The organism is Chitinophaga sp. 01L420, assembly GCF_056399985.1.
On the sequence record NZ_JBFTSK010000025.1, the window covers coordinates 44,778 to 63,729 of the forward strand.

The window sequence follows — 18,952 nt, forward strand, 5'->3', positions numbered from 1 at the left end:
AGTTACCAGATAAAAGGTAATAATGCTTTACGGTTCGCCGGATATCCAGGGAACTGTTGCCGGTACCAGCGGTGATTCGCCAGCGCACGGGGGATGAGATTGGCACAGGTCCAGATAAAAAATGCCAGCGCCGGTAAACTCCAGGTGAGCAATGCGTAACCACCCCATTCCAGGATTTCACCCGCCAGGTTAGGAGAGGAGATATATTTAAAAAGACGACCAGGCGGTATTTTATAGCCTGTCTCCGTTTTTTTTCGCAACTGTATCAGCTGGTAATCTGCATTCCAGTTAATGAACATGCCGGTGAGAAAAAACAATACCCCAATGATGAATGCAGGCGTGGTATACCAGTCATCCGGATAATGCCCGAAGGCTGCAAACCAGATGCCCAGCAAAGAGCCATTGACCGTATTAAACAGCATGGCAGATAACATAATCACTACCGGCATCTTTTTACCTTTGGTACGTATCATGAACGGATATACGAAACTGCGGTGCAGGTAATGCAGCAGGAATAAAAAAATCATGACGCCGGCGGGACTGCGCCAGTTGAATGTTTTAACAGGTATCCAGGTGAAAAAAGAAACCAATACAGTGGCTTCCATGAGCAGCCACCCGATTTTGTTGCTGATCATGGGGCCCCATTGTTCACTGCTGTAGCGGCCATAAGGCGCTTCTTTGCGTAACAGGTATAATCCGGCGCCAATGCCGGTTGCTGCCCAGCAGCAAATAAAAGCAACATATCCTTTTAGTGGTAAATAGTCAATCATTTGATAGCACCTGTTTGTTTAAACCAGTCAATGGTATCCTGTAAGGTTTCCGTAAATGCACGGGGCTGGAACTGAAGCTCCGCCTGTGCTTTTGAATGGTCTATTTTTTTATTACTGTAAATAAGGTTGTACACAGACTGTCTCGTATAAAAAGGGGGCCCGCCACGGAGAGCAGCCAGCATTCTCACCAGGGGCAGCATACTGAATACGAGCCACAAAGGTACTACCGGCAGCGATATTCTTTTACCTTTTATCCGGCCTGTTTCTTTACTGAGGGTCACCAATGAGGCCCATGTACCGCTCAGCAGGTATACTTTACCGGCAGTACCCTGGCTGATAGCATTAACAATAGCGCCGGCCACATCTCTCACATCCACAAAATCAACACCACCGGGAAACAGGGCCGGTATTTTTCCGTTATAAATATTGACTACTGCTTTGCCGATCAGGGAGGGCTGCTGATCATATGGTCCCATCACAGCGGTGGGTGCCAGTACAATCACTTCCATGCCATTGCCGTTATACTCTAACGCTATGGCCTGAGATACCGCTTTGGAATGGTCATAGCTGTGCTGTACATCTGATGCAGGACCGCGGCTTTCATCCATCCGTTCGTCATACGGCGCCTGGTTAAACGCCGTCACAGAACTGAGATGAATAAACTTTTTAACACCTGCCTGCATGGCTGCTGACGCAAGAAGGCGTGTACCGCTGGTGTTGACCAGGAAAAGATTTTCATCCGGTTTATCATCTACTGAAATCATAGCTGCCAGATGGATTACTACATCCACATCTGCTACCAGTTCCTGCAGGCTTTCCCCATCTAACAGGTGCCCATATACGAATTCAATGCTATCGGGTGGAGTTGCAGGTGGTTGCTTACGGGTAAGTACGCGTAGTGTATGTGCGTGGGATAGCAATAAAGGAGTCAGTACAGTACCTATATAGCCAGATGCACCTGTTATTGCAATTTTCATCTTAAATATCAAATGGGTTTAATCCGTAAAAGATAACGCAAATCGGTAGCATTGGTCGCCTTTTTTAATATATTAGCAGCAAAGCCTATAGCTGAGCATAACAATGAAATCAAAAGTTTACAAGCCGCATCCGGCTTTGCAGGATCTGGTCAATTGTATAAGTATTTATGGGGTAGACTTCACCCAAGCCCAGGCCTTCACAAATATCTACAGATTTGTGCCTGCTTATCAACGTTATATCATTTTCTACCTGGAAGACCCGATTAAARTACTCAAGTCAGGCGAGGATGGTTTTATTACCAAGGCTACCTGCGTGACCATTGGTCCCCAGGATCAGACAGTAACACTCGATATGGGAAATCATCACCTGGCCGTATGTATTGCCTTTCAACCCGGTGGGTTGCACCGGCTCTTAAAAATGCCGATGTCCGAACTTTACGGGGAGGACTTTGATACCCGTTTGTTGCTGGGTAACCAGGAAATAGCGGAAATCACAGAAAGGCTGAAAGAAGCGGATAACTGGGATCACATGGTAAGTATCACCCAGTTTTATTTGCTGAAAAAAATCACCCAGTTAAAGCCTTTGTTGCCGGTAGACCAGGCCATGGCTGCGCTGGTGAGCACTTCCGGCAATGTTACGATGGAAGAGCTGGCTTCTGTAGCATGTCTCAGCCTGAGACAGTTTGAACGAAAGTGTATAGAACGCCTGGGTATGCCCCCCAAGCAATATGCCAGCCTGGTCCGGTTCTGTAAAGCCTATCAACTGAAAGAACAGTTTCCGGAGAAAACATGGACTGAAATAGCTTACTGCAATGGCTATTATGATCAGATGCATTTTATCAGGGACTTCAAAAAGTTTGCGGGCATTACCCCGTCATTTATTAATGAGGAAGAACTGAAAAACACCATAAGACTACATAAGTTTATGAGGTAAGCAGAAAAAAGATGTCGTTTTTGTACTATGCAGCCATTACTTCTCTGGATAACTTTGCTCCGTAATTAGCTGGAAAACTGTTAACACATCAAAAACACCTGACTGGAACGCCATTCTAAAATCGGGTAACAAATCATCCAGTATTGTTTACCCCAAAATATTTCCAGGCTGTCTTCACGATTAATGTCAACGGTTCATTTATTATCAGACTACATTATTTTATATTTTGCTTCTTGAGGCTGGTTATTTTCATGGCCGGTAAACTGGCTGCGTTGATTCGTGGCCGATTACTTTGTAGGATAAACGTAGCAATACGTTTATCCTTTTTTTTGATACCTGTGAGGAGCTGGATTTTTTTTAGTAAAAATTCTCCGCCATAATTATTACAATTGTGGAAATAGAAGAATCATTATGCGATTGAGATTTTATTCCACGTTATTACTTTGCATGGGTGGTATCCATGTCATGGCGCAGGATTCTCTTCCTCCCACCGTAGCTGATAATGCCCGCCCTGAGCTGATTTCCAAACAATTTTCGTTTACGGAAGGCCCGGTGACGGATAGAAAAGGGAACCTCTATTTTACAGATCAGCCCAATGATAAGATCTGGAAATACGATACCCGCGGACAATTCTCTGTGTTCCTGGAAAAATCGGGTCGCTCCAACGGACTGTATATGGATCCCAAAGGCAATATCATTGCCTGCGCAGATGAGAAAGATGAGTTATTATCCATCTCTCCTAAAGGGAAAATAAAAATACTGGTAAATAATTTCGGGGGACACCGGCTCAACGGGCCCAATGATGTTTGGGTAGCGCCCAATGGTGGCATTTATTTTACAGACCCTTACTACCAGCGTGATTACTGGGATCGCAAACAGCCGGATATAAAGGAAGAGCGGGTATACTACCTGGCGCCAGGCACTAAAATACCCGTGATAGCCGCCGCTGATTTTGTAAAACCTAATGGGATCATTGGTACCCGCGATGGTAAACTGGTGTACGTAGCAGATATAAACGGTGGTAAGGTGTACCGCTACGATGTCAATAAAGATGGCACCCTGTCCGGGCAGCATTTAATGGCTTCCAAAACAACAGATGGCCTGGCGCTCGACAGTGAAGGCAATCTGTATCTCTGCGGTAGCGGCATTACGGTGATTAATAAAGAGGGGCAGCAAACAGGTCATATCCCCATCCCCGAAGGCTGGACGGCCAATGCCTGCTTTGGTGGAAAAGATAATAATATCCTGTTTATTACAGCCGGGAAAGGACTTTATATGCTGAAGATGAAAGTAAAAGGAGGGGAATAGCGGTCTTAATTTTACGGGAAGTTGTAATATTGCGTTTTGAAACTAAAAACAAGATTATGTCAGTTGCGATGGATATCATGCGTGCCCTGGACCCTGCAGGTTTGGAAAGGTTTAAAATTAACCTGGATATACCCGTGCAACCGGAAAAGATAGGAGAGGTGTGGACCCTGAAAGTGGTGCCGTTTGAGCATACCGAAACAAGCAGGAAGGCATTTAACCAACTGTTTGATAATCAGAAAACTGCTAAATCATGGGTGGTGGAAAATAAAGAAGAAGCTATTGCGGTGGTGCAGGAACTCTACCTGCAATACGCCGATAAACTGCCGCAGCCCTTTGATGCAGCACAACTGAACATCGAAAATTATCCTGCCACGGGCCGTTACTCTATCCTCATTCATATTAAAGAGATCTGGGAATAATCATGATGCCTCCGCAAATTTTTTGCGGCGGCATATGGAAAATACAGCTGGCTGCATCTCTAAAATATGGTATTCACAAAAGGAGGCAACTCATGGTGGCTGATATGGCTGCTGGCAGGTTGTTTGGTTGCCTGTAACGATAAAAAAAGAGAGCGGAGTAATGCTTCCGTAGTGGCCACCCCGCCTTTGCCAGTGATGGCACCAGATCCGGATATACTGCGCCACAAGGCAGACCAGTTGCAGCAATATGCGGCGGCACATGGTTATAATACCCGTTACGCTTTTCTGGCAGACTTTAAAGTATTTTCCGGTGGCAAAAGATTTGTTTGCTACGACCTTCTGCATCATACAATAATCAGCACAGGTTTAGTGTCACACGGACAAGGACCCGATTTCAGGGCAGAGAAGGCCGTCTTTTCCAATGTTTCCGGTAGTCGTTGTTCTTCGCTGGGTAAATATCGTATAGGCGGCAAGTATAGTGGCCGCTTTGGAACGGCATATAAATTATACGGGCTGGATAGCAGTAACAGCAATGCGTTTAACCGGTTTGTGGTGTTGCATAGTTATCCCAGTGTTCCACTCACCGCACAAAATGAAGGTATTGTACGCAGTGATGGTTGCCCGATGTTGAACCCGGATTATTTTGCCACGCTGGAACCCTACCTGGATAAAGCTTCCCGCCCCATACTGCTATGGATTTACCGTTGATGTTGCCGGCAGGTACAAATCATAATAACGTTTCACCAGCACATTGATAAACCTTTTCAGATATGCTTCATTCAGGAAGGAGTTAGACCAGTTATCATAACGTTTGCATTGTATGCCCAGGTAAAAGAAATACATGCATACTCCCAACACGGGCAACAAACGCTTTTCTTCTGCACTGATGGGCATTACAGCCGTATAACCATCCAGGAAAGCATCCATCTTTACCTGGCATTCCGGCATTTCCCGGAGCACGCTATGCAGTTGTAAAATGTAGTAGGCGATGTCCAGGCATTGCCAGCCGTTACCGCAAAAGTCGAAATCAAAAAGGGTAATATCTCCCTGCTTATTGATATTCATATTATCAAACCAGATATCCATATGCACCACGCCCTGCCTGATAGCGGAGGTATCTGCGCCCTGCAATTCCTTCAGCAGGTATTGTTGGGTACTGCGCATAAATGCCATTTCAGGCGTATCTGCTTCGAGGAATTTGTTGATATAAGGCATCGGATCTTCGAGCAGGGTAGTGGCGGTATAAGTGATCCTGTTTAGCGGGAAGTTTTGCGTAAGCTGGTGCATGCGGGCCATGACTGCGCCGGTTTTGAAATGAATTTCATCCGCATAGGAATGCAGTTTTTCCCCTGCGGCAAAAGTGAACAGCACACCGAAACGCTCACCTTCCGGGGCATTGAGCGTTTGCAGATAATGTCCGTTCTTATCTGCCACTGCAGAAGAAACGGGTATTTCATGATCTTTCAGGTGCTGGAGGAGCCGGATTTCTTCCAGGATCTCTTCCGGTGTTCTCCAGTTCAGACTGTATACGCGGAAAACATATTTATCCGAAGCGGTTGTTACCTGGTAGGTATCATTGATACCTGCTTTGATCAGGTGGCAGTCAACACCTGGCGCCAGATCATACTGCAACTGCAGCAACCGGGCCAGGTGAGCAGCCGAAAGTTGGGAATTGGAAACCGGAAAATGATTCATGGGGGTGCGCTTAAAGTAAAAAGGGGCGCGAAGATAATCAAATATTTCTTATTGCGCTTTGGGCAGTGGTAAGTCTAACCGCATCAGAATATCTGTTTGCTTTTCATCACCCAGCATGAAAGGATGCTTATTGAACTCGAAAAATCCATTTTTTTCATAGAACGCAATTGCCTTGGTATTATGTTCCCATACACCAAGCCACAGGAAAGGCGCTTTAATCTCGTTGGCTGCATTGAGCGCATGATTGAACAACAGTTGTCCGATTTTCTGACCCTGGTGAGATTTTAAAACGTATATGCGTTCCAGTTCTACCGCTCTGCTGTTGAAGACTTCGGTTTGTGCTCCCTTGTAATTCAGTTTCATATAACCGATGGGCTGGTTTTTCAGCATGGCAAAGAAAAACTCAGAATCCGGGTTGCTCATTTCGGACGACAATTTAGCGATACTGAGATTTTCCTGCAGGTAATGCTTCATGTTTTCCGGGGTATTGTCAGCAGCAAAACTCTCCTGGAATGTTTGTCTGGCAATTTGTTGTAACAGTTCTACCTCCGCAGTGATGGCGGGCACGATAAGTATAGTATTCATTTCTTTTTTAGCTTATTGATAATAGAATTTATTTTTACTTTAAATTTCCGTGTATGTTCATATTCAGAAAAACGATTTTCACTATTCTGCTGCTATTTGTTGTCGCAGGGTCTTTACTGGCTGCACGTACTTTCATTTCCGGCCATCTTTTCACGAAGAAAATGGCTGCCATACCGGATGTACGGGAAGGCGATATTATTTTTCAGGTATCGCAATCGGGCCTAAGTACGGCCATTCAATTGGCAACGCATTCCAAATATAGTCATTGCGGAATAATTTTTAAGGGAGATGATGATCAATGGTACGTATATGAGGCATTGCAACCAGTGAGATATACGCCACTGCGCCAATGGATAGCCCGGGGGAAGAAAGGCCATTATGTGGTTAAGCGGCTAAAAGATGCCGCCACTGCGATTACACCGGCAGTGATCATGAAAATGAAGGCGGCTGGTAAACCATTCAATGGGAAAGATTATGATTTTTATTTTGGCTGGTCAGATGAACGGATTTACTGTTCTGAGCTGGTATGGAAAATTTATAAATCTGCTACAGGATTGGAGATAGGGAGCCTGCAAACACTGAAGGAATTTGATCTGAGCAGCACTGCGGTAAAACAGCAGATGAAAGCGATTTATGGCGACCACATTCCGTTAGACGAAAAAATAATTTCCCCGGTAAGCATGTTTGAATCGCCGTTGCTGGAAACAATTACGAATTAGGAATTACGAATTACGAATTTACAGGGAGACATAAGCGAATATTGTCTTTCGCGTTTACAATCTCCCAGTAAATTCGTAATTCGTAATTCGTAATTCGTAATTCTTTCAACGCTATTTCGCCAGAAAATCAGGCAGGGATGTACCCAGAATATGATTCCAGCCTGATGTAAAACTTTCCACTGCAAATGCAGCATCTGCAGTAACCGGGAATGTATGCAGTCCGGTATGTGTTAATTTCAATTTTGTTTTGTTGCCTTCCGGGAATAGTTCCCAGGTCACTTCTGAATCGCCTGCATAACCTTCATATCTCCAGGTATAGCTGAGCTTTTTAAGCGATTCTACGGCCGTTACTTTGCAGCGATGCAGATATTCTTTCTGCTCTCCGTCTTTTCCGGCACTGAAACTAAATTCAAAGCCTACCCGGGCCTCAAAGGCAGGTAGTTTAAAATACCATTGCTGTAGTTTTTCATTGTCTGTAATGGCTTCCCATACTGCTTTTACAGGCGCATTCAGTGTACGTTCAACAACGAGTGGATTGTTACTCATGGAGTACTATATTTTATAGATGAATAGATATTGACGGGTGTTTGATACCAGCAGCTTATTCCGACTGTTTTTTCCTGCGGGGACGAGGCGATTTAGCCAGAAAGGATTCCAGGTCATCCAGTTTACCTGACCAGAAAGCATGGTACTGCGCTGTCCAGTCTGCTACGGTTTTCAACTGTTTTAAATCGGCGCTGCAATAGCGCTCCCTGCCATCCTGTTTAATCGTCACCAGTCCACATTCCGTCAGAATCCGGATATGCTTGGAAATGGCGGGACGGCTGATATCAAAATTATCCGCGATGCTGTTGAGGTTTAAAGAGGCGTTTGCCAGTAAACCAATGATCTGCCGCCGGGTGGGATCTGCTATTGCCTGAAATACGTCTCTTCTCAAGTTGTTTGTTTTTAAATTGTGTAACCTTTCGGTTACAAATATAGGTAACCATTTGGTTACACAAAAACTTTTTTTCAAAAGACAGCTTCCTATAAAAAATGCATAATTATCCGCTGAACATATTATTTTACACGATTCAATGATTATCCACATGATGAACAAACTATCTTTTGCTCTTTGCTTCTTTTTCCTGCTGTCGGGCATTACTGCCATGTCGCAGTCAAAAAAACTGAACATTGTTTTTATCGGAAACAGTATCACACAGGGCGGGGGCCTGGCACATCCGCAGCAGGACGCGCCACCGGTAAAATCCTGGGAATGGCTGAAACAAGCCATGCCGGATGCAGTGATTAATTATAGCAACCAGGGCGTGAGTGGTTCTACTACCGTTGATTTTTTGCCCGCCACCAATCGTTTATTCAACAACGTTATAAAAGCAGCAGATGCCTTTAAAAGCGATAAAGACGCTACACTGGTATTTTCCATGGTACTTGGTACTAACGATAGCGCCATAGAAGGTCCCAATGGTTCACCTGTATCTCCGGAAAATTATAAAGTCAATGTAAAGACGATCCTGGACCGCCTGTTAAAAGATTATCCCGGTTGTATCATCATTTTGCATCATCCTACCTGGTATAGTCCCAATACACAAAACAGTTCCCGCTACCTCGCAGAAGGACTGGCGAGACTACAATCTTATTTTCCGGTATTAAATACCATTGTGGCCGAGTACCGTACCAGCCATCCTAAACAGGTATATACCGGTTACACCGGCGGATTTAAATACTTTGAAAAGCATCCGGAACTATTCATACAGGAGCAAGGTAAAGCGGGCATTTTCCAGTTGCATCCCAACGAGCAGGGAGCCGCACAACTGGGTGTTTTCTGGGCCAAAGCGATAAAGTCAGTAGTCATCCGGTTAAAGTAAAAATATGCGTGCAGGGTGGCTTTTGATATGGCTGCTGATAGGTTTCAGCAGTGGGGCACAGGTGAATACCAAAACGAAGGCAGCTTATCACTACCTCTTATACCTGCCTGCGCAATACAATCCGCAGCAGCAATATCCACTGGTCATTTATTTGCATGGTGGGTCCCAGAAAGGAGATGACCTGGAAAAGCTTAAAGTATACGGCCTGCCTTATCTCGTGGCCAGGGGACAGCAATTTGATTTTATCATTGCCGCTCCGCAGTGTCCGGATAATAAGTATTGGTCTACCGAAAACTGGTTTGAACCACTGTATGCCGAACTGACCACCAAATATCTTATCGACACTAACCGGGTGTATCTGACCGGGGTAAGTATGGGTGGCTATGGCACTTACATTACCGCCATGGACTTCCCGGATAAATTTGCGGCCTTGCTGCCTTTATGTGGGGGCTGTAATGACAGTGATACCAGCAGGATCTGCAACCTGCAACATATCCCTATCTGGGCCTTCCATGGTACCGCCGATGACCAGGTAGACATAAAAGAGACTATCAGGATCGCTGATAAACTGCGTACCTGCCAGGGACATATGAAATTTACGCCCCTGTCAAATGAAGGACATGGCATACAGTTTTTGTATGAAAAAAAGCCGGAGATTTACACCTGGTTGCTGCAGCAACATAAATAATTGGCTATTGTATGAAAGCAGGGATTATATTATTACATACATTATTACTGCCGGATTTTCCTTCTGCCTCGGCAGTGGAATACCTGGATGGAAAATTATACCTGATAGGCGATGACGCCACCTGCATTTTGGTGCTGGACCGCGATTATCACGTTATTAAAAGTGTGCCGGTAGCAGATGCCCCCGGTAAAAGAATTGCCAAAGCGGAGAAACCGGATTATGAAGCATCAGCGCTCATTACGCTGCATGGACAAACGTATTTGCTGGCATCCGGCTCGTTGGCTACGGAAAAGCGTCGTCAGTTGCTGCTGCTACCTTTGCCAGGCACAGTAGAGGAGCCGGCAACAACAGGCACACAACTCCCGGATGCGCAGGCCGCCACCAACATACAACGAATTAATTATCCGGCCGCTTTCATCTCGCAACTGACCACAAGTGGCATCAGCGAACTAAACGTAGAGGGTGCTACTGTGATCGGAAACACGTTGCTGCTCAGCAACCGGGGCAATGAGTCTTATCCGGTTAATCAACTGATCCTTGTCCCCAATGGTTTTTGGGAGCAGGAATGTGTCCCTGCATTTTCCGTACTACCGTTAACGTTACTAACGCCTACGCCCGTATTTGCAGGAGTATCTGAACTGTGTTATGTACCGGGCAAAGATCTGCTGCTTTGCACTTTGTCATCAGAGGCCACTACCAATGCCTATGACGATGGCGTCATCGGCGACAGTTATATTGGATGGATAGCGGATATCTCCCAAAAACTAACCCATACGTCAGTGGCTATGGATGGATGGCTGAACCTGGCGGAAGCAGATCCCGTGTTTAAAGCGGAAAAGATAGAAGGCATTTGTGTGGAGCATATCATGGAGGAGGAGCTGATTCTTCACCTGGTATCCGATAATGATGGCGGAGAGAGCCGGTTGTTTAAAGTGGCCTTTTCATTGCAGCCGTAAAGTGATTTCTGTAAAATTAATACCTTCGCAATATGGATATAGAATTTGATGAATCAGGACTTGCTGTGAAATATGATGAGGACATTGACGATACCCTTTCCTGGGGAGATGTGGTCCGTATTTCAGGCTATAAAGTATATGCGTATCCGGGAGAAGCTACCTTCCTGGTATTTGAAGCGGCTGACGGCGAAACATTGGAGGTATCCGATGAAATGAGCGGCTGGCTGGAACTCCTGGGTGGATTGCATAATATCTTTAAGTTGTCGCCCGGTTGGGAAGAAGAGCTGACAGACATAGAACCGGGTAGAGAGGACGTGATCTTCTTTACGAAGTAAATCCAGTTACAGCAGCAACCGGCAGCGTCACACATGTCGCTTAATACCCGCGTCAGCAGCGTTCTTTGCTGACGCGGGTAATACTTATTCTGACTTCAAACTGTTCACCGGGTTCGCCAGTGCAGCTTTCACCGCCTGGAAGCTCACGGTGAGCAAAGCTACCAGCAATGCGCCTCCTCCTGCTATGATGAATACCCATACACTCAGCGGAACACGGTATGCAAAATCCTGCAGCCAGCTACTCATCGCCCACCATGCCAGTGGGAAAGCGATCGTGGCAGAAAGGATGACCAGCTTCAGGTAATCTTTCGATAATAGTTGAACAATACCGCTGATACTGGCACCTAATACTTTCCTGATGCCTATTTCCTTGGTACGCTGTGCTGCAGTGAAGGAGACGAGTCCAAACAACCCCAGACAGGCAATACCAATAGCAAAGATGGAGAACAGCATGAAGAGCTCACCCAGTCGTTGTTCTTCCCGGTATTGACGGTTAAAGGCTTCATCCTGGAAGAAGTAATCAAATGACATAGCCGGAACAATTGCCTGCCAGGTTTTACCCAGACCAGCAACAGTAGCTGCAGCATTACCTGTATTTATTTTTATGCTGATATAATTTAGCCAGTTGGGATTATAAAATATAGCCATGGGCGTTACTCCACGTTGCAGGGAGTTGAAATGAAAATCTTTGTATACACCGCATATGGTCCCCCAGCCCCAGTCGAATTCCTGTCCCAGTGCGTCTTCCGGCTTTTTCCAGCCGAAGAAGGGGAGTGCTGCTTCGTTGATCATAATATCGCCGGATTTCCGGGAGGTATCTTTTACCATGCTGCACTGCCGGCCTGCCAGCAACTTGATGTTATAGGTCTGGAAAAACTGATCATCTGCAGACAGTAACCGGGTATCTGTTTTTTTAGTAGGATCACTTTTGAGCCGGAGGAGGTTATTCCCAAACTCTTGCCCGGGTACGTTACCTGAGGCGGTAATAGATATCACACCTGCCTGCTCCTTAAATTTTTCCACCAGTGCTTTAATATTTTTGCCTGCTTCACCACCATTGGCAGGTACCACCAATACCTGCGACTGATCAAAACCCAGGTCGTAGTTTTTCATGTATTGGAGCTGCTTGTATACAACAATCGTGGCGATGATCAGCAGGATGGAAATAGAAAACTGTGTTACCACCAGTGCATTCCGGAGGAAATGAGTTTTCATTTGCAGTCCGCTCCTCTGCACCATGCGGGAAGGATTAAACCCGGACAGGACAATAGCCGGGTAAACACCGGCGAGCAATCCAATCAATAAACTAATGCCAAACCCGGCACCTATAATACCTGGTTGCAACAAGGCCACTATTGTAAAATTCTTATCCGCAATATGATTGAAAGAGGGGAGGAACAACACCACCAGTAACAGCGATAGCAGGAAAGCCATCGTACTCATCATGCCTGCTTCTGTCATAAATTGCAAGATGAGCTGGGAACGTCTGGCGCCTATTACCTTTCTCACACCTACTTCTTTAGCCCGCGTAGTGGCCCTGGCAGTAGCCAGGTTGACGAAATTGATGCCTGCAATCAACAGGATGAATAATGCTACGAAAGATAAGATACGTACATAGTAGGCGTCCCCATTTTTACTAAGTTCATAGCGAAGATTCGAATGCAGGTGTATGCCTGCCAGTGGCTGTAAAAAGTACGTATATACTTGTCCGTTGGCCTTTATTTCATCACCTACATACTGATAAGCAAGATACCTGATCTGTTTGTCGAATGCCGTAGCTGATGTACCTGGCTTTAGTTTGATAAATGTCTGCACCACGGTACCATGCCAGTTATCATTGTTGCGCTTGAACCATTCCTGGTTACGGAAAGCCACCGCGGAGACGATAAAGTCCGGCCTGAAATAGGTGTTGAAAGGAATATCTCTCAGTACACCCGTTACCCGATAGTGCTTTTGATTAATCGTTAATATTTTATTGAGATAGTTACTGGCATTATTTTCTTTTCCAAAATATTTTTCTGCTTTGCTAGCTGTCAATAAAATAGCATCCATCTCATTCATGGCCGTACGTGGATTGCCTGCCAGCAAAGGATAGGGAAGTACTTCCAGCAGATTGCTGTCTGCCAGGTAAACCGCCGTTTCTGGAATCTGTTTTTGTGTGCCGGTACTGACTACTGAATTCTTTATATAATCAAAAATGCGTGTGGCCGATGCCACCTGTGGATAGGCGAGTACGGCCTGCTTTAGGTTACCCGGTGTGGAGGAGAAACGAAGGGCGTCGTTGGTTTGAGTCTTCACTTCCTCGGCAATTCTGTATACCTCCTGTTGCTGAGGGATCCACTTGTCGTAGCTGTATTCATCCGTCACATAAATCGCAATAAAGAAACAAGCCGTAAGCCCCATCGTAAGCCCAACGAGATTCAACAGACTATGTGTGATATTTTTCCGGAAATTCCGCCACGCGATTTTTAATTGACTTTTAAACATAGTGTGTGATGTTGTAGACTTGCAATGGCTAAGTAAATGCCAACTTCATTGATGTTGATTATCAATACGTAGTGTTTGGAATTTCCTTTGCCCGCTGTCCGGTTTTAACGGCGATTGTTCATTATCGGACACCACTATAATGGTCGTCTTTGATGATTACCTTATCCTGAACTTTCCCTGGAATTTACCGGCTGTGTAATTAATGGCGGTATTTCCTCTGCTGCAAAGTAAATTTATCTACCACAAAAATAACTCCTTTACATTAGTCTATTAATTTGGTGGACTAAAAACTTGTTGGTACTTTTAACGCTGAATTGAAATTTGATATCGCGATTCAGCCGTAGTCGGTTTAAAACAGTTTTATCAACCGGCCCTCGTACATCGGTGAGCATTTAGAAGCGTGCTTTCTCTTTTCGCAGGCATGGCAACAGCCTGGGCGGGGCCTCAAAAATTACCTATGGATTCTTTTTACTTTCGGTCTTTTAAAGAAAAATGGCGGAGCGCATTTTTGCTCATAGCCTTACTGACGCCTTTATACCTGCTGGCGCAGGAAAAACGTGCAGGCGTTACCGGTATCGTTCAGAATGAACGTCATCAGGGAGTGCCTGGCGTATCGGTAGTGGTGAAAAATGAAACCACCGGCGCCACGGCATCCACACAAACCAATGGCAGCGGCGCTTTTCGCTTCACTAATCTCGGTATTGGTGGCCCTTATAGTGTGCAATTTACTTCTATCGGTTATGAACCGGCCCTGGTAGCGAGTGTTACTTTGTCAGAAGGACAGCCTCAGCAGGTAAACATTACACTCAAAGAATCTACTTCTTCCCTTAATCAGGTAGTAGTGGTAGGATACGGTGTACAACGCCGCAAAGAAATTACAGGAGCAGTAGCTTCGGTACGCGCCGCTGATCTGAAAGATCAGCCGGTGACCAGCTTTGAACAGGCTATTGCAGGTAAAGTACCTGGTGTACAGGTGTTGCAAAATACCGGCGCACCAGGTGGCAGCATCAGTGTACGCATCAGGGGGCTGAACTCTATCTCCGCTGGTATCGATCCATTATATGTGGTGGATGGAATTCCGCTCTCCAATGATCTGAAAAACCTGCAGGGATCAACAGATGTGGTGAACATCACCGGGCAGGCATCTTTCCAGAAATCTCCGGATCCACTCAGTACGCTGAATAGTGATGATATTGCTTCCATCGATATCCTGAAAGACGCTTCCTCTGCATCTATATATGGCTCCAGGGCGTCTAACGGCGTGGTGCTCATCACCACCAAAAAAGGCAAAACATCCGGACCTCCTTCGTTCGGGTATAACATGTACGCCGGTTTTCAACAGGCCAGCAAAAAAATAAAACTGATGGACGCCTATGAGTGGTCGAAGTTCAGCTTTGATGCAAAGAACAACGCCTACCTGGATTTCAAACCATCGGGTAAAATTACAGACGATAACGCCACCAGAGGTAATTCCAATTACCAGATTGCACCTGAAATACTGCCTTACCTGGCAGGTAATCAGGGACTCACCAATACCGACTGGCAGGATGCCCTGTTCAGAACAGCCCCCATCCAGAATCATACGCTGTATGTTTCCGGCGGTAGTGATAAGTTCCAGTATTATGTTTCCGGTAACTACCTCGATCAAAAAGGAATCATCCTGGGCTCCGGCTATAAAAGATATGGATTGAGAGCCAACCTGACAGCAGAACTTACACAGAAACTGCGGATAGGCGTATCCGTGAATCCTACCTTTGATCACTATGACCTGATCAACAGTGAAGGTCCCTGGACATTCGATGGTATCCTCAGCAATGCCCTGAAAGCATCACCCRTATTCCCGGTATACAACCCTGACGGATCGCTGGCTACCAACCGCCAAAATGTATGGGCCTATGGTTACTCTGGTGGTGAAAACCCCGTAGCACTGGCCACACAGATAAAAGATAAAATGGATCATGTGCGCAACCTGGGTAGTGCCTGGGCAGAATATGAAATCATTAAAGGCCTGAAGTTTAAAACATTCTTCGGTTCCGATATCAATCATTTCAGCCGCAATTATTTCCGGCCATCTACACTGGGAAGCTACAAACCAGTGCAGCAGGCAGCTCCCACCATCCCGAAGGGATCCGCTCAAACGGCCTTATCTACCAACTGGCTTTGGGAAAATACCCTGAACTACCAGTTTAGCATACACGAAAAACACCGCTTTGATGTGCTGGCAGGTTATACTTCCCAGAAAAATGTAACCAAAGCCAATGAAACGGATGGTACCGGTTTCCCTAACGATGCCGTACAAACATTAAATGCGGCCACCATCACCAGCGGTACTTCTACAGAATCACAATGGTCGTTGTTGTCGTACCTCGGCAGGGTAAACTACAACTACGATGATAAATACTTTATCTCTGCCAGCATCCGTAGCGATGGATCTTCCCGCTTCGGTGCCAATAACAAATGGGGCTATTTCCCTGCCGTTTCCGGTGGATGGCTTATCAGCAATGAATCCTTCTTTAAGGTGAAAGCCATTTCGGAACTAAAGGCGCGGGTGAGTTATGGTACTTCCGGTAATTTCCAGATTGCCAACTACGCCTCTTACGACCTGTTATCCTCTAACGGCTATATACTGGGCAGTGGTAACGGCACAGCGGTGAATGGCGTAGGATTATCCCAGCCGGCCAATCCGGATCTTACCTGGGAAAAAACGGTACAGCTAAACGCTGGTTTAGACATCGGTTTATTTTCCAACAGGATTTATCTCAGTGCAGATTATTACCGCGCCACTACCTCTAACCTGCTGCTGAATGTGCCCGTAGCACTGAGCTCCGGCTTTGGCACAGCGTTGAAGAATATAGGTAAAGTGCGCAATACAGGGGTGGAGTTTGGTTTGAATACCCGCAACCTGACTGGTGCTTTTGTATGGAATACCAGCTTCAACATCTCTGCAAATAAAAATGAAGTATTACAACTCGGCGCCAACAATGCACCTATCATCTCAGATGGTGGTAATGGTACCATTTCACAGTTATATATCACTAAAGTGGGATTGCCTATAGGCAGCTATTATGGTTATGTAAATGGTGGCTCATTTAAAGATCAGGCGGCCATAGATGCGTATCCGCACTATGCCACTACGAAACCCGGCGATCGTAAGTTTATCGATGTAGATGATAATAAAAAAATTGATGCCAGCGACAGAACAGATATAGGCAGCTACTTTCCTAAGTTTATCTGGGGCCTCTCCAACGAATTCCGTTACAAAGGATTTGACCTCACAGTAGCCCTGCAGGCATCAAACGGTAATAAAATCATGAACCTGCAACGCCGCTTCCTGTATAATGGGGAAGGTAATGCCAACCAGATGATTGAAGAGACGGGTTACTGGAAATCGCCTGCGGATCCGGGTGATGGCAACACCATCCGCCCTAACCGCGTAACCACCGGTAACAGTGCGCAACCGAGTTCCTTCTTTGTAGAAGATGGTTCGTATGTGCGTTTACGTAACCTTACCATCGGTTATACTTTTGATCAGCGGTTGCTGAAGAATAAGATACAGGGACTGCGGATTTACGTATCCGGTCAGAACATCTATACCTGGACCAACTACACCGGCTACAACCCGGAAGTGAATGCCAGACCGGATAGCCCGCTGTCGCAGGGAGAGGACTACGGTACTTATCCTTTGCCGAGAACATTCACCGCAGGTATCAATCTTTCATTCTAAAAACAGGAACTTATGAAGTTAAGTATCACAAAAGCAATAGCAGGCTTGTCGCTGGTAACGGTTATATCTTCCTGCAGTAAAGATTTTATTAACCTGGCACCGGTATCCAATCAAACTACGGCGACCTTTTTTAAAACAGCCAATGACTTCCAGCAGGGCGTAAATGCTGTCTACGACGGGCTGCAGAGTACACGCTCTTATGGTAAATCCAGTTACTACCTGATGGAAGTAAGAAGTGACAATACAGATATCCTTGATCGTGGTGCGCTGGGTGGCGTAGCTTCCCAGATAGACCTGTTCACGGAAACCACTACCAATCCCTTCCTGACAGACGTATACGCAGGTGCCTATGTGACCATATCACGTGCTAACGCCGTACTGGATCAGATAGATGCGGCTGCCATTCCGGATTCTTCCAAAAAACAATTCAAGGGAGAAGCACAGTTCCTGAGAGCATTTGTATATTTTGACCTGGTACGTTTGTATGGAAAAGTACCGCTGGTGATTAAAACAGAAACTACTTCAGAAGCACAGAACGATAAAAGAAATGAAGTAGCAGATGTGTATGCACAGATCGAGAAGGACCTGCAATCTGCTGCTACCTTACTTCCTGTGGCATACTCCAATGCCGGTGATTATGGCAGGGCAACTGCCGGTACGGCAAATGGGCTGTTGGGTAAAGTATATGTGACAGAGAAAAAATGGTCTGCTGCAACTGCGGTGCTTAAAAACGTTACCGGCTATACGTTGTTAACGGATTATGCCAGTTTGTATAACCCGGCCAATGCAGTCAACAGCGAAGTGTTATTCACTGTGCGGTTTAAGAAAGGGTTGAGTCCATCCGAAGGCAATACCTATTTCACGGACATGGTGCCGTTTTCTTTCTACTATAACGGTGTCGCCTATGGGGGATCCAATAACAACCGGCCTACCAATGATATCGTGTCTGCTTACGAGAAAGATGATAAGCGCCTGATCGCTTCGCTGGATACGGTTTCCTTTAAAAATGCCACCACCACACAGAAAGGGAATTATGTAAAGAAATACCTGGATGTACCTGGTGCTACCGGTGACGGTGGAAACAGTTTCCCGGTATTACGATATGCGGATGTATTGTTGTTACAGGCGGAAGCGCTGAATGAGCAGGGATATAGTGCTGCTAACGGGCCTGGTAGTGCTTTTGATTACCTGAACCAGGTAAGAAGAAGAGCTGGCCTGATAGCGAAAACCGCTACAGACCTCCCTGATCAGGGTAGTTTCCGTGATGCCGTTTTTGCAGAAAGAAGGGTAGAACTGGCCTTTGAAAATAATCGTTGGTTTGACCTGATCCGTTATTCCAAAGGATTAGCGATTATGCAGGCACATTTGCAGAAAGAGTACAACCTGGCTACCCCGGTATTGACGCCGGCCCGGTTGCTGTTTCCTATTCCGCAAAGCGAAATAGATATTCACAACGATCCGACCAATTTTCCTCAGAATCCATGATGGCA

18 protein-coding genes are annotated in these 18,952 nt (G+C 45.8%); 11 read left to right on the forward strand and 7 right to left on the reverse strand.

Annotated elements, in window-relative coordinates; translation table 11 throughout:
* Positions 1-2: 2 nt before the first annotated feature.
* Both AC1DP6_RS21835 and AC1DP6_RS21840 read right to left on the reverse strand, forming a co-directional pair.
* The gene (locus AC1DP6_RS21835) at positions 3-770 is read right to left on the reverse strand and encodes a DUF1295 domain-containing protein (RefSeq protein WP_477056711.1); all 768 of its coding nucleotides are present in this window, start codon (positions 768-770) and stop codon (positions 3-5) included.
* Positions 767-1,747, reverse strand: coding sequence for an NAD-dependent epimerase/dehydratase family protein (locus AC1DP6_RS21840; protein WP_477056712.1), 981 nt, complete (start codon positions 1,745-1,747; stop codon positions 767-769). Before AC1DP6_RS21840 ends, AC1DP6_RS21835 begins: the two co-directional genes overlap by 4 nt.
* Positions 1,748-1,850: 103 nt before the next feature.
* Between AC1DP6_RS21840 and AC1DP6_RS21845 the strand changes: the two genes are divergently transcribed.
* The 4 genes from AC1DP6_RS21845 (at position 1,851) to AC1DP6_RS21860 (ending at position 5,116) form a co-directional block, all read left to right on the forward strand.
* The gene (locus AC1DP6_RS21845) at positions 1,851-2,681 is read left to right on the forward strand and encodes a helix-turn-helix domain-containing protein (protein ID WP_477056713.1); all 831 of its coding nucleotides are present in this window, start codon (positions 1,851-1,853) and stop codon (positions 2,679-2,681) included.
* Positions 2,682-3,092: 411 nt separating this feature from the next.
* Positions 3,093-3,989, forward strand: coding sequence for an SMP-30/gluconolactonase/LRE family protein (locus AC1DP6_RS21850; protein ID WP_477056714.1), 897 nt, complete (start codon positions 3,093-3,095; stop codon positions 3,987-3,989).
* Between the two features lie 56 nt (positions 3,990-4,045).
* Positions 4,046-4,408: a hypothetical protein gene (locus AC1DP6_RS21855; protein WP_477056715.1), complete on the forward strand. Its 363-nt coding sequence runs from the start codon at positions 4,046-4,048 to the stop codon at positions 4,406-4,408.
* Positions 4,409-4,474: 66 nt separating this feature from the next.
* Complete coding sequence (locus AC1DP6_RS21860) at positions 4,475-5,116, forward strand: murein L,D-transpeptidase catalytic domain-containing protein (protein WP_477056716.1); 642 nt, start codon at positions 4,475-4,477, stop codon at positions 5,114-5,116.
* Here the strand turns inward: AC1DP6_RS21860 and AC1DP6_RS21865 are convergent.
* Complete coding sequence (locus AC1DP6_RS21865; protein ID WP_477056717.1) at positions 5,099-6,103, reverse strand: phosphotransferase enzyme family protein; 1,005 nt, start codon at positions 6,101-6,103, stop codon at positions 5,099-5,101. The genes AC1DP6_RS21860 and AC1DP6_RS21865 overlap by 18 nt on opposite strands.
* A gap of 48 nt (positions 6,104-6,151) precedes the next feature.
* Positions 6,152-6,688, reverse strand: a complete 537-nt coding sequence (locus tag AC1DP6_RS21870) for a GNAT family N-acetyltransferase (protein WP_477056718.1) — start codon at positions 6,686-6,688, stop codon at positions 6,152-6,154.
* A 53-nt stretch (positions 6,689-6,741) separates the two neighbouring features.
* Between AC1DP6_RS21870 and AC1DP6_RS21875 the strand changes: the two genes are divergently transcribed.
* The gene (locus AC1DP6_RS21875) at positions 6,742-7,407 is read left to right on the forward strand and encodes a YiiX family permuted papain-like enzyme (protein ID WP_477056719.1); all 666 of its coding nucleotides are present in this window, start codon (positions 6,742-6,744) and stop codon (positions 7,405-7,407) included.
* A 111-nt stretch (positions 7,408-7,518) separates the two neighbouring features.
* Here the strand turns inward: AC1DP6_RS21875 and AC1DP6_RS21880 are convergent, their stop codons facing one another.
* Positions 7,519-7,953 carry an SRPBCC family protein gene (locus AC1DP6_RS21880; RefSeq protein WP_477056720.1) on the reverse strand — a complete coding sequence of 145 codons (435 nt, stop codon included), beginning with the start codon at positions 7,951-7,953 and terminating at the stop codon, positions 7,519-7,521.
* 55 nt (positions 7,954-8,008) lie between these two features.
* A complete protein-coding gene (locus AC1DP6_RS21885; protein ID WP_477056721.1) occupies positions 8,009-8,344 on the reverse strand; it encodes an ArsR/SmtB family transcription factor in 336 nt (111 codons plus the stop codon).
* Between the two features lie 151 nt (positions 8,345-8,495).
* Here AC1DP6_RS21885 and AC1DP6_RS21890 point away from each other — a divergent pair, with 151 nt between their 5' ends.
* Genes AC1DP6_RS21890 through AC1DP6_RS21905 form a run of 4 tightly spaced genes read left to right on the forward strand, consistent with a single transcriptional unit; the run spans position 8,496 to position 11,251 of the window.
* Positions 8,496-9,272 carry a GDSL-type esterase/lipase family protein gene (locus AC1DP6_RS21890; RefSeq protein WP_477056722.1) on the forward strand — a complete coding sequence of 259 codons (777 nt, stop codon included), beginning with the start codon at positions 8,496-8,498 and terminating at the stop codon, positions 9,270-9,272.
* A gap of 4 nt (positions 9,273-9,276) precedes the next feature.
* The gene (locus AC1DP6_RS21895; protein WP_477056723.1) at positions 9,277-9,960 is read left to right on the forward strand and encodes a carboxylesterase family protein; all 684 of its coding nucleotides are present in this window, start codon (positions 9,277-9,279) and stop codon (positions 9,958-9,960) included.
* A gap of 11 nt (positions 9,961-9,971) precedes the next feature.
* Positions 9,972-10,916 carry a DUF6929 family protein gene (locus tag AC1DP6_RS21900; protein ID WP_477056724.1) on the forward strand — a complete coding sequence of 315 codons (945 nt, stop codon included), beginning with the start codon at positions 9,972-9,974 and terminating at the stop codon, positions 10,914-10,916.
* Between the two features lie 32 nt (positions 10,917-10,948).
* Positions 10,949-11,251: a hypothetical protein gene (locus tag AC1DP6_RS21905; RefSeq protein WP_477056725.1), complete on the forward strand. Its 303-nt coding sequence runs from the start codon at positions 10,949-10,951 to the stop codon at positions 11,249-11,251.
* A gap of 84 nt (positions 11,252-11,335) precedes the next feature.
* On the opposite strand, the gene AC1DP6_RS21910 is transcribed toward AC1DP6_RS21905, so the two are convergent.
* Entirely contained in the window at positions 11,336-13,738 is a 2,403-nt protein-coding gene (locus AC1DP6_RS21910; protein WP_477056726.1) for an ABC transporter permease, read from the reverse strand.
* 457 nt (positions 13,739-14,195) lie between these two features.
* Between AC1DP6_RS21910 and AC1DP6_RS21915 the strand changes: the two genes are divergently transcribed.
* Together AC1DP6_RS21915 and AC1DP6_RS21920 are read left to right on the forward strand one after the other, a co-directional pair.
* Positions 14,196-17,462: a SusC/RagA family TonB-linked outer membrane protein gene (locus tag AC1DP6_RS21915; RefSeq protein ID WP_477056727.1), complete on the forward strand. Its 3,267-nt coding sequence runs from the start codon at positions 14,196-14,198 to the stop codon at positions 17,460-17,462.
* A gap of 12 nt (positions 17,463-17,474) precedes the next feature.
* Positions 17,475-18,947 (forward strand): RagB/SusD family nutrient uptake outer membrane protein, encoded by a 1,473-nt coding sequence (locus AC1DP6_RS21920; protein ID WP_477056728.1) that lies wholly within the window; start codon positions 17,475-17,477, stop codon positions 18,945-18,947.
* Positions 18,948-18,952 lie beyond the last annotated feature (5 nt).

Bases quoted from the DNA above. Each gene is read 5' to 3' on its own strand.
- AC1DP6_RS21835 (WP_477056711.1), bottom strand. From the start codon at position 770: ATGATTGACTATTTACCACTAAAAGGATATGTTGCTTTTATTTGCTGC.
- AC1DP6_RS21840 (WP_477056712.1), bottom strand. From the start codon at position 1,747: ATGAAAATTGCAATAACAGGTGCATCTGGCTATATAGGTACTGTACTG.
- AC1DP6_RS21850 (WP_477056714.1), top strand. From the start codon at position 3,093: ATGCGATTGAGATTTTATTCCACGTTATTACTTTGCATGGGTGGTATC.
- AC1DP6_RS21855 (WP_477056715.1), top strand. From the start codon at position 4,046: ATGTCAGTTGCGATGGATATCATGCGTGCCCTGGACCCTGCAGGTTTG.
- AC1DP6_RS21860 (WP_477056716.1), top strand. From the start codon at position 4,475: ATGGTATTCACAAAAGGAGGCAACTCATGGTGGCTGATATGGCTGCTG.
- AC1DP6_RS21865 (WP_477056717.1), bottom strand. From the start codon at position 6,103: ATGAATCATTTTCCGGTTTCCAATTCCCAACTTTCGGCTGCTCACCTG.
- AC1DP6_RS21870 (WP_477056718.1), bottom strand. From the start codon at position 6,688: ATGAATACTATACTTATCGTGCCCGCCATCACTGCGGAGGTAGAACTG.
- AC1DP6_RS21875 (WP_477056719.1), top strand. From the start codon at position 6,742: ATGTTCATATTCAGAAAAACGATTTTCACTATTCTGCTGCTATTTGTT.
- AC1DP6_RS21880 (WP_477056720.1), bottom strand. From the start codon at position 7,953: ATGAGTAACAATCCACTCGTTGTTGAACGTACACTGAATGCGCCTGTA.
- AC1DP6_RS21890 (WP_477056722.1), top strand. From the start codon at position 8,496: ATGATGAACAAACTATCTTTTGCTCTTTGCTTCTTTTTCCTGCTGTCG.
- AC1DP6_RS21895 (WP_477056723.1), top strand. From the start codon at position 9,277: ATGCGTGCAGGGTGGCTTTTGATATGGCTGCTGATAGGTTTCAGCAGT.
- AC1DP6_RS21900 (WP_477056724.1), top strand. From the start codon at position 9,972: ATGAAAGCAGGGATTATATTATTACATACATTATTACTGCCGGATTTT.
- AC1DP6_RS21905 (WP_477056725.1), top strand. From the start codon at position 10,949: ATGGATATAGAATTTGATGAATCAGGACTTGCTGTGAAATATGATGAG.
- AC1DP6_RS21910 (WP_477056726.1), bottom strand. From the start codon at position 13,738: ATGTTTAAAAGTCAATTAAAAATCGCGTGGCGGAATTTCCGGAAAAAT.
- AC1DP6_RS21920 (WP_477056728.1), top strand. From the start codon at position 17,475: ATGAAGTTAAGTATCACAAAAGCAATAGCAGGCTTGTCGCTGGTAACG.